Annotated in this window: 13 protein-coding genes; 11 read left to right on the forward strand and 2 right to left on the reverse strand. The window is 57.4% G+C overall.

Annotated elements, in window-relative coordinates:
- The first annotated feature begins 163 nt into the window (after positions 1-163).
- The 5 genes from I6L40_RS07465 (at position 164) to I6L40_RS07485 (ending at position 5,014) form a co-directional block, all read left to right on the forward strand.
- Positions 164-1,297: a methyltransferase gene (locus tag I6L40_RS07465; RefSeq protein WP_071912282.1), complete on the forward strand. Its 1,134-nt coding sequence runs from the start codon at positions 164-166 to the stop codon at positions 1,295-1,297.
- A gap of 17 nt (positions 1,298-1,314) precedes the next feature.
- Positions 1,315-1,899 carry a YajG family lipoprotein gene (locus tag I6L40_RS07470; RefSeq protein ID WP_005349692.1) on the forward strand — a complete coding sequence of 195 codons (585 nt, stop codon included), beginning with the start codon at positions 1,315-1,317 and terminating at the stop codon, positions 1,897-1,899.
- Positions 1,900-1,901: 2 nt separating this feature from the next.
- Positions 1,902-2,477 (forward strand): peptidylprolyl isomerase, encoded by a 576-nt coding sequence (locus I6L40_RS07475; protein WP_071912280.1) that lies wholly within the window; start codon positions 1,902-1,904, stop codon positions 2,475-2,477.
- Between the two features lie 164 nt (positions 2,478-2,641).
- Positions 2,642-4,015 carry an AmpG family muropeptide MFS transporter gene (locus tag I6L40_RS07480; protein WP_071912278.1) on the forward strand — a complete coding sequence of 458 codons (1,374 nt, stop codon included), beginning with the start codon at positions 2,642-2,644 and terminating at the stop codon, positions 4,013-4,015.
- Positions 4,016-4,171: 156 nt separating this feature from the next.
- Positions 4,172-5,014, forward strand: coding sequence for an outer membrane protein OmpK (locus tag I6L40_RS07485; protein ID WP_043849302.1), 843 nt, complete (start codon positions 4,172-4,174; stop codon positions 5,012-5,014).
- Between the two features lie 101 nt (positions 5,015-5,115).
- On the opposite strand, the gene I6L40_RS07490 is transcribed toward I6L40_RS07485, so the two are convergent.
- Positions 5,116-5,598, reverse strand: a complete 483-nt coding sequence (locus I6L40_RS07490) for a YajQ family cyclic di-GMP-binding protein (protein WP_033114222.1) — start codon at positions 5,596-5,598, stop codon at positions 5,116-5,118.
- Positions 5,599-5,797: 199 nt separating this feature from the next.
- Between I6L40_RS07490 and I6L40_RS07495 the strand changes: the two genes are divergently transcribed.
- Entirely contained in the window at positions 5,798-6,739 is a 942-nt protein-coding gene (locus tag I6L40_RS07495; RefSeq protein WP_071912276.1) for a ketopantoate reductase family protein, read from the forward strand.
- 31 nt (positions 6,740-6,770) lie between these two features.
- Positions 6,771-7,331: a DJ-1 family glyoxalase III gene (locus I6L40_RS07500; RefSeq protein ID WP_071912274.1), complete on the forward strand. Its 561-nt coding sequence runs from the start codon at positions 6,771-6,773 to the stop codon at positions 7,329-7,331.
- Positions 7,332-7,442: 111 nt separating this feature from the next.
- Here I6L40_RS07500 and I6L40_RS07505 read toward each other — a convergent pair whose 3' ends face one another.
- The gene (locus tag I6L40_RS07505; RefSeq protein WP_043849305.1) at positions 7,443-7,649 is read right to left on the reverse strand and encodes a hypothetical protein; all 207 of its coding nucleotides are present in this window, start codon (positions 7,647-7,649) and stop codon (positions 7,443-7,445) included.
- A 132-nt stretch (positions 7,650-7,781) separates the two neighbouring features.
- Between I6L40_RS07505 and dinB the strand changes: the two genes are divergently transcribed.
- The 4 genes from dinB (at position 7,782) to I6L40_RS07525 (ending at position 12,881) form a co-directional block, all read left to right on the forward strand.
- A complete protein-coding gene (dinB, locus tag I6L40_RS07510; protein ID WP_071912446.1) occupies positions 7,782-8,837 on the forward strand; it encodes a DNA polymerase IV in 1,056 nt (351 codons plus the stop codon).
- A 67-nt stretch (positions 8,838-8,904) separates the two neighbouring features.
- Positions 8,905-11,046 (forward strand): methyl-accepting chemotaxis protein, encoded by a 2,142-nt coding sequence (locus tag I6L40_RS07515; protein ID WP_216995211.1) that lies wholly within the window; start codon positions 8,905-8,907, stop codon positions 11,044-11,046.
- 283 nt (positions 11,047-11,329) lie between these two features.
- The gene (locus I6L40_RS07520) at positions 11,330-12,250 is read left to right on the forward strand and encodes a transcriptional regulator GcvA (RefSeq protein WP_005338622.1); all 921 of its coding nucleotides are present in this window, start codon (positions 11,330-11,332) and stop codon (positions 12,248-12,250) included.
- Positions 12,243-12,881, forward strand: coding sequence for an alpha/beta fold hydrolase (locus I6L40_RS07525; protein ID WP_216995212.1), 639 nt, complete (start codon positions 12,243-12,245; stop codon positions 12,879-12,881). The genes I6L40_RS07520 and I6L40_RS07525 overlap by 8 nt, the downstream gene beginning before the upstream one ends.
- The last annotated feature ends 10 nt before the right edge of the window (positions 12,882-12,891 follow it).

A 12,891-nucleotide genomic window follows, 5' to 3' on the forward strand; every position in this document is an offset into this window, starting at 1 on the left:
AGTTGCGGGGCTGAATAACCCCCCTTGCGAAGGAAATCATCCATCAGCAGAGCGCTCTGACGCGCATGCAACTGGTGAAATTCCTGCTCCTCGCTAGAATAGCGCCACTTTGCGTCGTCCCAGGCGCCTGTTATCCGAATCAAGCCGAGGTTGGACCCATCCTATGCAAACCCTTCTCGAGACGCCCCATTGCCAGCTCACGCTCTACCGTTATCCGCGCTTGAGCCAGGAGACCCTGCAAGCATGGGATGCGGCAGACGAGTATCTGATCAACACGCTGGCGGAGGCGCCGCTCGAGCAGGCTGGCCCCGTTATCATCATGAATGACAGCTTCGGAGCGCTGACTGCTTTTCTGTATGGCCATGCTCCCTGCTGCGTGACCGACTCCTACATCAGCGAGCGCGGGATCCTGGCCAATCTGGCCGAGAACGGACTGGATGCTGGCGGGATCACCATGCAGGATGCGCTGGCGCCGCTGCCGGTTGCCCCCTCGCTGGTGGTAATCAAGGTCTCCAAATATCAGGCGCTGCTGGAGCAGCAACTGCTGGCGCTGCGGGAGGTGGTGACACCGGCGACCCGTGTCATCGCAGCCGGCAAGGCGAAGGATATTCATACCTCGACCCTCAAGCTATTCGAAAAGTATCTGGGGCCGACTCGTACCTCGCTGGCCTGGAAAAAAGCGCGTCTTATCCACTGCGAGCCGCAGGCTGACCTGCCGGCGCTGGCCAACCCCTTTCCGACCGTTTGGCCGCTGGAGGGCACCGACATGCTCATCCACAACCATGCCAACGTCTTCTCGCGCACCAGTCTCGATATCGGTGCCCGCTTTATGCTGGACAATTTGCCCATCCACAGCGCTCGTCAGGTGATCGATCTCGGTTGCGGCAACGGCGTGCTGGGACTCTCGCTGCTGGCGCGGGATCCCGAGGTGGAGGTGACCTTTATCGATGAGTCCTACATGGCGGTTGCCTCGGCTCGGCTCAATGTGGAACAGAATCTGGCCGATGCGCTGCCGCGCGCCCGCTTTATGGTCAACAACTGTCTCGACGGTGTCGCGGCTGGTTCGGCGGATCGGATCCTCTGCAATCCTCCCTTCCATCAGTTGCAGGCAATCACCGATCATATCGCCTGGCAGATGTTCAGCGATGCGCACCGGGTGTTGCCTCAAGGGGGTGAACTCTGGATAGTAGGCAACCGTCATCTGGACTATCACAACAAACTCAAGCGCTTGTTTGCCAACGCACAAGTCGTTGCGTCGAACAGCAAATTCGTTATTTTGAAAGCCATCAAACGCTAAAGCCAAAGGAAACCATGATGAAAAAGTCACTCTTGCTGCTGGCCGCCCTGATGCTGGGCGGGTGTGCCACTCATTGGCCGGAGACGGCGCTGCTCAATCCGCAGGTGATCCCCGCCAACCAGCAATACTACTCTGGCAATCGCATCACCATGGAAGGGGTAGACAAGCGTGAGGCTGCCTACGTCTTCTCCATCAAACATAAAGAGAAAGCGCCCGTGCTGGTCAACAGCGAGCGTCCGCTCAACCTGCTGATGGCCGAGCGGCTGGCCGAAGGTCTGCGCAGCCAGGGTCTGGAAGTGGGCAACAGTGGCACCACCAACCTGACGCTGGTGATCTCCAACGCCGCAGTCAATGTGGAAGAGAAGACCTTTACCTATGTCACCAAGTCCCGCGTCAGCCTGCAGGTGATCGCCGATTTTCAGGGCAACCGTCTGACCAAGCAGTTCAACATGTCCTCCAGCAAGGAGAGCCCGAGCGAGCCAAGCATGGCCGACCTGGAGTCTACACTGAACCTGCAACTGGGTAGCGTGCTGCAGCAGATCATGGCGGATGATGCGCTGCGTGGTTACCTGAAAGGTCAACCGAACGGTGCAGGGGTCTGATGATGAAAAAACTCTGGTTGCTGGCCATGCTGATCGCCCCGCTGGCGTTCGCAGGCCCGAAAGTCAGAATGGAGACCAACCACGGCAATATCGTGGTGGAGCTGGCGTCCAAGCAGGCACCGCAGACGGTGAAGAACTTCCTGCGCTATGTGGCTGATGGCAGCTACGATAGCAGCATCTTCCACCGGGTGATCCAGGATTTCGTGGTGCAGGGCGGCGGGTACAACCAGCAGTTCCAGCAGCTGCCGACCTATGAACCGGTAGTCAACGAATCCCGTGGCGGCCTGCCCAACAAGCGCGGCACCATCGCCATGGCCCGTACCCAGGCGGTCGATAGCGCCACGCGTCAGTTCTATTTCAATCTGGTCGACAACAACAACCTCAACGCCGATGGCGGTGCCGGTTACACGGTATTTGGTCAGGTGGTGCAGGGGATGGAAGTGCTCGACAAGCTGGCGCAGGTACAAACTGGCTACAGCCCCATTCTGCGTGCCAACGATGTGCCGACCAGTCCCATCATCCTGAAGAAGGTGGTGTTGCTGGCTGAACCCCCGGTAGAGAAGAAAGCCAAGAAGTAGGTGCCAGTTTTCCCTGCCGTGCTCTCTTTGGCTGGTTTGGTAACTGTTTTAAAGGCTCATCCCGTTCAGGGTGAGCCTTTTGTTCATCTATCCCCCTGCCTTGGCTATCGCGCTCCAACCTGCCAAAATGGCGCACTTTTCCCAGATTCGTCAGGTAGTTCAACATGATCCGCAAACCGAGCTGGCGAGAGTCCCTCGCCGTTTATCTCGAACCCAGAGTGCTGATCCTTTTTGCCATGGGCTTCTCATCGGGTCTGCCCCTGTTGCTGGTCTTTGGCACCCTCTCTTACTGGCTGCGGGAAGCGGATGTCAGCCTGACCGATATCGGTTACATGAGCTGGGTGGCACTGGCCTATGGCTTCAAGTGGCTGTGGTCGCCACTGGTGGATCGCATGCCGCTGCCACTGCTCTCTACCCTGCTGGGGCGTCGCCGCAGCTGGATGCTCTTCTCCCAGCTGCTGATCGCCGGGGCGCTGGTCGGTATGGCGTTTTGTGATCCCAAGAGTGGTTTGACCCAGCTGGCGTTGTTCGCCCTGCTGGTGGCGTTTGCTTCAGCGACGCAGGATATCGTGATCGACGCCTATCGCATCGAGTCGGCACCGGAGCGGCTGCAGGCGGCGATGGCGGCCTCCTACATGACCGGTTACCGGTTGGCTATGATCATCGCCGGTGCCGGCGCACTGGCTCTGGCGGCCTGGTTTGGCAGCAACAGCGGGTATGACTATCACGGCTGGCAGGTGACCTATCTGCTGATGGCTGCGCTGATGTCCCTTGGGGTGATTACCACCCTCTTGTGTCACGAACCGGAGATCGATCTGGCGGGACAGAGCCAGCAGCAGAGGGAGCGCAAGGCGCTGTTACTGGCCCGTGGCTGGCCTGCACCGCTGGCCAGTGCCGGTGCCTGGGGTTATGAGGCGGTCTGGAGCCCCTTTGCCGACTTCTTCCGTCGCTATGGTCACTCGGCAATGCTGATCCTGGCGCTTATCGCCTGTTATCGGGTTGCCGATGTGGTGATGGGGGTGATGTCCAACAGCTTCTATGTGGACATGCAGTTCAGCAAGACAGAAGTGGCCACCATAACCAAGGTGTTCGGGGTGATCATGACGCTGGTGGGGGCAGCCGTGGGTGGCGTGCTGGTGATGCGGTTTGGCACCTTGCGCATTTTGTTTCTTGGCGCGCTGCTCACTGCCAGTACCAACCTGCTGTTCGCGCTGCTCCATCAGGTGGGCCACAATCTGGAGCTGCTGACGCTGATAATTTCCCTCGACAACCTCAGCGCCGGTATCGCGACCGCTGCCTTTGTCACCTATCTCTCGAGCCTTACCAATGTCGCCTTTTCGGCGACCCAGTACGCCCTGTTCAGCTCCGTAATGTTGTTGTTGCCCAAACTGCTGGCCGGTTTTTCCGGACAAATTGTGGAGCAGATTGGCTACAGTGCCTTCTTTGTCGGAACCAGTTTATTGGGCTTGCCTGTGTTGTTGTTGATTGTGCTGGTAGCCAGAAAGGGGAGTGCGTTGCTCTCAGCGGCTGACAAATAGCAAGCGTTTGCGTAGAATCGGGGGTGATTAGATTCACACTTCCGGATAAAGTTCCCGAGAAGTTGTTTCTCCCCCTATTTTATTTGATTAGAATTCCTTTCGCTCCTTGTGGGCAGGCTACGGAAAACCTCAACTAACGCACAAGAGACCAATAAAATGGCCAAATTTACCAAGACTCTGATCGCTGCCGGCCTGATGGCTGCTGCTGCCACTCCGGCCTTCGCTGCTGACTACAGCGGTGACATCCACAAGAACGACTTCAAGTGGATGCAGTTCAACGTAATGCACACCATCGACCAGCGTCCGTTCACTGCTGGCCAGAAAGATTACAACGACACCTATCTGGAAATGGAGTTCGGTGGTCGTTCCGGCATGTTTGATCTGTATGGTTATGTCGATATTTTCGACATCCTCGACAACAAGCATAGCGACAAGCATGGCGGCCAGAACCTGTTCATGAAGTTTGCTCCGCGTCTGTCTCTGGATGCCCTGACTGGCAAAGACCTCTCCTTTGGTCCTGTGCAAGAGCTCTACATTGCCAACCTGAACAACATCGCTGACGGTCAGATGGAAAACCAGATCGGTCTGGGCGCTGATGTCATGGTTCCTTGGTTCGGCAAGGTTGGCATGAACCTGTACGCTCGTTACTCCAACGAGAACCAGTTCTTCAGACAAGAAGAGAACTCCTGGAACGGTTATCAGTTCTCCATGAACTGGTTCAAACCTTTCTACACCTTCGGTAACGGCAGCTTCGTATCCTACCAAGGTTACCTGGACTATCAGTTCGATCTGGATACCTATAACCGTGCCGATCGTACCACTGACAACCTGGCTACCTTCCACGGTATCTACTGGCACTCTGACCGCTTCGCTGTCGGTTACGGCCTGAAGTACTTCATGGATGCCTATGGCAACAAAGATGGCTCCACTGCATTCGACGGTACTCCGTGGAAGAGCTCTGGCTTCAGCCACTACTTCGACGTTACCTACAAGTTCTAATCAAACTTGAGGAACAAAAAAACCGGAGCCTTGGCTCCGGTTTTTTATTTTCGCGCTTATTGCGTGACATGCTCGGTAGCGGCGCCACGCAACAGCATTATTTAGTCGCGGAAATTCTGGAACTGCATCGGCTGGCCCAGCTCGGCGCCACGCACCATCGCCATCACCTCTTGCAGGTCGTCACGCTTCTTGCCGGTGACGCGCACTTCATCACCCTGGATGGCAGCCTGCACCTTGATCTTGGAATCTTTGATCAGTTTGACCAGCTTCTTGGCCACTTCCTTGTCGATCCCCTGCTTGAACTTGACGGTCAGGTGGAAACGCTTGCCGGAGTGAACGGAATCGCCCACGTCCATCGAGCTGTTTTCGATATTGCGCTTGAGCAGGGCGCCACGCAGGATTTCAACCATCTGCTTGAGCTGGAAATCGGCATCTGCCTCCAGCTTGACCTCTTCCTTGTTCAACTCGAAGCTGGCTTCTACCCCACGAAAATCGAAACGGGTGGCCAGTTCACGATTGGCGTTGTCGACGGCGTTCAACACCTCGTTCATTTTGACTTCAGAGACAATATCGAATGACGGCATAGCCGGGCTCCTCATGTTGCGTTATCGGGGGCCAAATCTACCAGAAATAAGGCAAATTTGCTGATTTTGATGGGGCTGCTCTGCTAGAATCCTGTGCGCACAGGATGGGTGGACCCGATAGTGTCCGCCAGCGACAGCTTCACTTATCCCCGGTAACAGGTTGAGAGGATTGCAACCCTTACCCTGACAGAGTCACACCATGCCAAGCGGATTAAAGAATTCCCGACAGCCTGCCACCACTCAATGGTCCATATTGGGTTGCGGTGCTCTCGGCGGCGTTTTTGCCTCCCTGTTGACCCAAAGCGGTCAGTCAACCCGAGTGTTGTTGCGCGAGCATCATCAATCCACCCTGCATCCGGGGTTTGATTTCACCTCGCTGGAAGGGCACGTTCAGCTGCTCAATATCGAGCGTGGTTTCGCCAGCAAACCGGGCAAGATCAAGCGTCTGCTGGTGATGACCAAAGCCAGTCAGGTGGTGGCCGCCCTGGCGCCGCTGGTTGGCAAGCTGGATGCCGGAGTGCCCATCATATTGCTGCACAACGGCATGGGGATTGCCGAGCAGGTTGTTGCCATGTTCCCCCACAATCCGGTTATTGCCGGTGTGACCAGCCATGGTGCCATGCAGCTGGGCCATTTCGTGTTTCGCCACACCGGCAAGGGCGAAACCTGGCTCGGGCCGGTCAATGAGGCCGCCAGGGCACATGCCGCTCTGGCTGACGAACTGGCACTGGCGCTCGGTCAGGCCGGTTGGGATGAGCAGATTTTGCAGCGTCAGTGGCAAAAGCTGGCCATCAACTGCGCCATCAACCCGCTGACTGCGTTGCACAAGCTGAAAAATGGCGAGCTGGCAGGCCCCCGTTTTGCCGATGCACTGCAGCAGGTTTGCGTCGAGGTGGCCGATGTGATGAGCGCACAAGGCATTGCGACGACCGCTGAAGAGTTGCTGCGCCGGGTGATGACAGTGGTCGAGCTGACAGCCGACAACTACTCCTCCATGTGTCAGGATATGGAGCTGGGTCGAGAGACCGAGATTGAAGCGATCACCGGATTCCTCCTGGCCAAAGCGGCCGAGCATGGCATCGCGGTCCCGGTCAATCAGGGACTCTATCAGGCGGTCAAAGAGAAGAGTCAGACAGCCTGACTCTGACGAGGTCAACAGCAAGGAGGCAAAGATGAGCGTACTGGTTCTGGTGGCGCCCGGGTCGGAAGAGATCGAGACGGTGGCGATTGTCGATACCCTGGTGCGTGCTCAGATTGAGGTGGTGTTGGCCTCCTGTTGCCCGCTTGGCGAGCGCCAGATCAAGGCATCGCGCGGGGTCCAGCTGGTGGCCGACTGCCATATCGATGAGCTGGCTCATCGTGATTTCGAGGCTATCGTGGTGCCGGGTGGCCTGCCTGGCAGCGAAGTGATCCGCGATACCCCGCTTGCTATCGAGCTGCTCAGAGCGCAGGCAAGCGCGGGTCGCTGGCGAGCTGCCATCTGCGCGGCTCCTGCCGTCGTGCTGCACCACCATGGCTTGCTGGATGAGGCTTGCGTGACCTGTCACCCCGCTTTTCAGGCTCGGTTACCGGCAACGCAGCTCTCTACTGCCTGGGTCGTGAGGGATGAGGTGCATCGCCTGATCACCAGTCAGGGGCCGGGAAGCGCCATCGAGTTTGCCCTCGAACTGGTGCGGGTGCTGCGTAGTGATGAGCTGGCTGCGGCGGTTGCAGCGCCCATGGTGTTGCCTTAGCCAAGGGTTATCTGCTTCATGAGCCTTTAGCTGCGCTCTCATCTTGTCTGACAACGGGCCCCTGCCATATCGGCAGGGGCCCGTTCTTCTATGCACGAACGATACCCCGGGTCAGTAGTCGTACTCTTTGCACTGTTTCTCTTTGAACTCGGTGCGCCAGCGGGAGAGCTCTTCCTGCGTGCCCAGCTTGTCCCCCTTCTTGATGGCTTGTTCCAGTGCCGCGATGCGATCGTAGAGCCAACGGCACTCGGCGGTCGGATTGTTTTTGCCGATCCCGGCGAGTGGCAGCAGACAGAGTCCCAACCAGAGGTATTTCATTGCCAACACTCCTTGTTGCAGTGATTGATGAGGTCTCTTTGGAGTCTAACAGGAACGCAGCCATTGATTGAGATAGAGCTCCTCCCGGGCTTGCAGTAATATGATGTGATGTCTGTTTATTTATACAGTGGTATGCGCAAAATCATCCATATCGACATGGACTGCTTTTTTGCTGCGGTGGAGATGCGGGATAACCCCGCATTGCGGGAAGTACCGCTGGCGATAGGGGGGGCGTCCGAGCGGCGTGGCGTCATTTCGACCTGCAATTATGTTGCCCGTCGCTTTGGTGTGCGCTCGGCCATGCCCACCGCGCTGGCGAAAAAGCTCTGTCCGCCGCTGGTGCTGTTGCCGGGAAGGATGGCGCTCTACAAGGATATTTCCCGTCAGTTAAGAGCCATTTTTCATCGCTATACCGATCAGGTGGAGCCCTTGTCGCTGGATGAGGCTTATCTCGATGTCACTCACAGTCGTTGCTGCTGCGGTAGTGCCACCCTGATGGCCAGGGAGATCCGGCATGCCATCGTCACCGAACTGGGGCTGACCGCGTCGGCTGGGGTCGCGCCAAACAAGTTTCTGGCCAAGCTCGCCTCGGAGCAGCGCAAACCGGATGGTCTGTTCATTATCCGCCCTGACGAGGTGGAGGCGTTTACCTGCCTGCTTCCTCTTGGCAAGTTGCCCGGCGTCGGGCGCAAGACGGCAGAAAGGCTGGAGGCGCAAGGTCTGTTCACTTGTGAAGATGCCCGCGCTCTGGCGCCTGAAGAGTTGCAAAGCCGGTTTGGCAAGCTGGGAGAGATGTTGACGAGCCGCATCTGGGGTCTGGATGAAGAGCCGGTACAGGCACTGCGGGTTCGCAAGACGGTGGGCGTGGAAACCACATTGGCAAGCGATCTCTGTGATGAATTGGCCTGCACGGAGGTGCTAAATCGACTGTTACCCGAGCTGGAGCGCCGCTTTCAGCAGGTCTGCCCGGCAGAACAGCTTATGGGGCAGGGGATCAAGCTCAAATTTGCCGATTTTCACCAGACAACAGTTTATCGCAGCCAGGGAGGATATCAGGCCGAGTTGTTCATACCCTTATTGAAAGAGGGGTTGCTGCGGGCGCAAGGGCGTCCGGTACGTCTACTGGGGTTGGTGGTGGGTTTGCCGAAAGAGGGAGAAGTTAACCAACTATCGCTGGATTTGCTCTGAGATAGTTAAGTTTTTGTTTATAAAGTCGATAAACTATCCATATCGCTATGACGTTAGGAATATTGGCATGAGTGCTCTTTCTGTCCAGGGTCGGATCACCCTGATTGCCGGTTGTTGTTTGTTGGTTACCGCAGCCGCTCTGGTTGCTTCATCTCTTTACAATGCCAACAAGATGCAGGCGCAAGTGCGACAAGCAACAATGCACGAGGCGCAGCAATCGGCAGAAAACTGGATGAAAGCGATGGGAGCGGAGCAGGCTGCCAAGGTGACCAGTTATCTGGACGAGGCCTATTTCCGGGCTACTCTGCTTGCTGAAAATGTGCTGTTCCAACGCAAGAATGCGGCCGACAACTTTGTTCACTCCGAGGCGCTACGTGGCGCCATCAACCAGCAGCTGCACGATGCCGCAGCCTCTTCCACCAATCTGCTCGGCGTTTACGCTGTGTTTGAACCCGATCAGCTGGACGGAGAGGACAGCAACTATCAGGGCTCCAGCGAGATTGGCTCCAATGACAAAGGGCGTTTCTCAACCTATTGGGCCTATGACAACGGCAAGCTGGTGCCTGAGGTGCAAAACGAGGATGTGCTGGCTGACGAAACACCGACCGCATCTGGCGGCGTTGAAAACGAGTGGTATCGTTGCAGCATCCGCACCAAGGCGCTCTGCCTGCTTGAACCATATCTGGATGACGTCGGCGATAAAAAGGTTCTGATCACATCGGTGAGCACCCCTCTGCTGGATAACGGCAACTTGCTGGGGATGGTTGGCGTCGACATCTCTTTGACTGCATTGCAGAATCTGGTTTCCACCATGGACAAGGAGCTCTATGACGGCAAAGGCAGAATTTTGTTGGTCAGTCATGAAGGGCGTGTGGCAGGTGCTGATCAATTCGATGTCACGCTGGGGCGAGCACTGGATCAGAAGTATCAGGGACTGGCTGCTGACCTGAAAGGGTGGCTCAACCAAGGACAGGAGCTGAGCCGCTGGAGCAGCGACGGCTCCATACTGCAAACCTTTGTCCCCGTGACCATGCGTGGTACCGATCGCAAGTGGGGCATCTATATCGAATTGCCCCGAGCCGTGGTGCTCGCATCGGCCCAGCAGCTGCAAGAGGATCTCGCCAGTGAATCGAGCCGCAGCGTCGCCACTCAGCTCGGGATTGGCGCGCTTATCTCCTTGCTGGCTTTGAGCTTTATCTGGCTGATGGCCCGTCAAATCGTTGCCCCCATCCGTGCCGTGGTTGCCCGACTCAAGGATATTGCCACTGGTGAAGGGGATTTGACCCAGCGCATCGAAATTCATCGTCAGGACGAGATCGGCGAGCTGGCCAAGTGGTTCAACAGCTTCCTCAACAAACTGCAATCGACCATCAGTCAGGTCATCGCCACGGTAGAAGGAACGCGTACCAGTGCCGAGCAAGCGGCTCACGTTGCCGAGCGCACCAGCAGTGGCATGCAGACCCAGTATCAGGAGGTCGATCTGGTTGCTACTGCCTTTGAAGAGCTCAGCGCAACGGCTCTGCAGGTTTCCGGCAACGCCTCTTCGGCAGTGGCTGCGGCCAATGAAACCGACGCTGCCGCCCAAGAGGGCAAGTATGTAGTGGCCGATACCCAGGAGGCGATGCGCAAGTTGATGGCTATCATCAACAATGCACTGCCGGTGGTTGAACGGCTCTCCGCCAACAGTGACAACATCAACGATATTCTCACCGTGATCCAGGGGATTGCAGAGCAGACCAACCTGCTGGCGCTCAATGCGGCCATCGAGGCTGCGCGGGCCGGTGAACAGGGTCGTGGTTTTGCGGTGGTGGCGGACGAGGTGCGCAATCTGGCGGGCCGTACCCAGAATGCGATTGTCGAGATCCAGAAATTGATCAGCGAGCTGCAGTCCGGCACCGGAGCCGTGGTCAAGGCAATCCACGATGGTCATGGTCAGGCTGACCAGACGCTGGGCAAGGTCGATCTCTCGGTGCGGGTGCTGGAGCAGATCATCCAGTCGGTCTCCACCATCCACCAGATGAACGAGCAGATTGCACGGGCGGCGCAGGAGCAGAGCAGGGTAGCTGACGAGATCAACCGCAACGTCAGCAACATTCGCGATGTGAGCCACACCATCCGCGCCGAGGCTGCGACTTCCGCCGAGAATGGTCGCGAATTGTCGGCGCTGGCCGACAAGCAGCAGCAACTGGTAGGTCAGTTCAAGGTATAGGGGAATGAAAAAAGGCGCCATCCGACAGGAGGCGCCAAACACATTCAGATGACAGACTGGGTCAAATCGATAAGATTTAAACCCCTCTTCCCGCAGAGGAAGAAACACAACACCACAATCACAGTCGAACGACTCACGAAAAACCCATGCAAACCAACATGTAGTAGAAAATGTGAGCCATATGGCGACTGATTGCTGGGCGAATTATGTTTATTCACTGGTCGACCCGCAACCGACAAATTATAATGCGCCCCATTAGAAAAACTCATCGTCGGCTGGTGTCATGTCTCGTCGTTTACCCCCGCTCAATGCCCTCAAGGCGTTCGAAGCTGCGGCTCGTCACTTAAGCTTTACCCGGGCTGCGGAAGAGCTGTTCGTTACCCAGGCTGCCATCAGTCATCAGATCAAGGCGCTGGAGGAGTATCTTGGCATCAAGCTGTTTCGCCGCAAGAACCGCTCCCTGCTGTTGACGGAAGAGGGGCAGGGCTACTTCCTCGATATCAAGGATATCTTTGCCTCCATCTCGGAAGCGACCGACAAGCTGCTGGCACGCAGCGCCAAAGGGGCGCTGACGGTGAGCCTGCAGCCGAGTTTTGCCATCCAGTGGCTGGTGCCGCGGCTGGTGAAGTTCAGCGAGCGCCATCCCGACATCGATGTGCGGATCAAGGCGGTCGACCTGGATGAAGGCTCCCTGACCGATGATGTTGATGTGGCCATCTACTACGGCCGCGGCAACTGGCCGGGTCTGCGCTCGGACAAGCTTCACACCGAATACCTTATCCCCGTCTGCTCCCCCTTGCTGCTGACTGGCCCGAAGCCACTGCGCACTCCGCAGGATCTGACCTTGCACACCCTGTTGCACGACACTTCCCGCCGCGACTGGAAGGCGTGGTTCCGCCAGCTCGACATCGATGCGCCCAACGTCAATCAGGGCCCCATCTTCAGCCACTCCACCATGGTGATCCAAGCGGCGATCCACGGTCAGGGAGTGGCTCTTGGTCACAGCGTGCTGGCTCAGCCCGAGATTGAGGCTGGCCGACTCATCTGTCCGTTCGAGCAGGTGCTGGTGAGCAAAAATGCCTTCTATCTGGTTTGTCAGGAACAGCAGTCCGATCAGGGCAAGATCGTAGCCTTCCGCGACTGGATGCTGGAGCTGGTGGAGCAGGAAGAGGCCCGCCGCAGAGCGCGACTCGCCGATGCATGAGGTGATCCGTGAGGGGGTAGTTGATGCCCCCGTTCGCATTTTATTGGCACATGGTGCCGGTGCCGGAATGGAACACGCCTTTCTCGCCGAGCTGTCGCGCCTGCTGGCCGGGCCGGATATCGAGGTGGTGCGCTTCAACTTTCCCTATATGAGCAAGCAAGCTCTGGATGGTAAGCGTCGCCCGCCGGACCGGCAACCCGTCTTGCTTGACCACTGGCGCGAGATGGTGCGGGAATTTGCCCATCCCCGGCTGTTTCTGGCTGGCAAGTCGATGGGAGGGCGGATGGCGGCCGAGATCAGTGACGAGATCTATTGCGAGATGAATGCTGCAGGTTTGCTCATTCTCGGGTATCCTTTCCACCCCCCGGCCAGGCCCGACCGTTGGCGGGGTGAGGTACTCAAGCAGATCAAGACGCCGACCCTGCTGCTGCAAGGGGAGCGCGATACTTTCGGTTCTCGCGTCGAACTGGCCGATTTTCCTTTCTCATCCGCCGTATCGGTCCACTGGCTGACCGATGGTGATCATGGTTTCAAGCCGAGAAAGAGCAGTGGTCTTTGCGAGCAGGATAATCTGCAACAGTCCGCCAGCCGGATACGGCAATTCGTTGGTGTTGTGCCGGCGCCGGGTTGACGCGTCGGGG

The organism is Aeromonas sp. FDAARGOS 1410, assembly GCF_019048745.1.
GTDB lineage: Bacteria > Pseudomonadota > Gammaproteobacteria > Enterobacterales > Aeromonadaceae > Aeromonas > Aeromonas jandaei.

What these genes read in the sequence shown, in the direction of transcription:
- I6L40_RS07465 (WP_071912282.1), top strand. Translation starts at nt 164, where the DNA reads ATGCAAACCCTTCTCGAGACGCCCCATTGCCAGCTCACGCTCTACCGT.
- I6L40_RS07470 (WP_005349692.1), top strand. Translation starts at nt 1,315, where the DNA reads ATGAAAAAGTCACTCTTGCTGCTGGCCGCCCTGATGCTGGGCGGGTGT.
- I6L40_RS07475 (WP_071912280.1), top strand. Translation starts at nt 1,902, where the DNA reads ATGAAAAAACTCTGGTTGCTGGCCATGCTGATCGCCCCGCTGGCGTTC.
- I6L40_RS07480 (WP_071912278.1), top strand. Translation starts at nt 2,642, where the DNA reads ATGATCCGCAAACCGAGCTGGCGAGAGTCCCTCGCCGTTTATCTCGAA.
- I6L40_RS07485 (WP_043849302.1), top strand. Translation starts at nt 4,172, where the DNA reads ATGGCCAAATTTACCAAGACTCTGATCGCTGCCGGCCTGATGGCTGCT.
- I6L40_RS07490 (WP_033114222.1), bottom strand. Translation starts at nt 5,598, where the DNA reads ATGCCGTCATTCGATATTGTCTCTGAAGTCAAAATGAACGAGGTGTTG.
- I6L40_RS07495 (WP_071912276.1), top strand. Translation starts at nt 5,798, where the DNA reads ATGCCAAGCGGATTAAAGAATTCCCGACAGCCTGCCACCACTCAATGG.
- I6L40_RS07500 (WP_071912274.1), top strand. Translation starts at nt 6,771, where the DNA reads ATGAGCGTACTGGTTCTGGTGGCGCCCGGGTCGGAAGAGATCGAGACG.
- I6L40_RS07505 (WP_043849305.1), bottom strand. Translation starts at nt 7,649, where the DNA reads ATGAAATACCTCTGGTTGGGACTCTGTCTGCTGCCACTCGCCGGGATC.
- dinB (WP_071912446.1), top strand. Translation starts at nt 7,782, where the DNA reads ATGCGCAAAATCATCCATATCGACATGGACTGCTTTTTTGCTGCGGTG.
- I6L40_RS07515 (WP_216995211.1), top strand. Translation starts at nt 8,905, where the DNA reads ATGAGTGCTCTTTCTGTCCAGGGTCGGATCACCCTGATTGCCGGTTGT.
- I6L40_RS07520 (WP_005338622.1), top strand. Translation starts at nt 11,330, where the DNA reads ATGTCTCGTCGTTTACCCCCGCTCAATGCCCTCAAGGCGTTCGAAGCT.
- I6L40_RS07525 (WP_216995212.1), top strand. Translation starts at nt 12,243, where the DNA reads ATGCATGAGGTGATCCGTGAGGGGGTAGTTGATGCCCCCGTTCGCATT.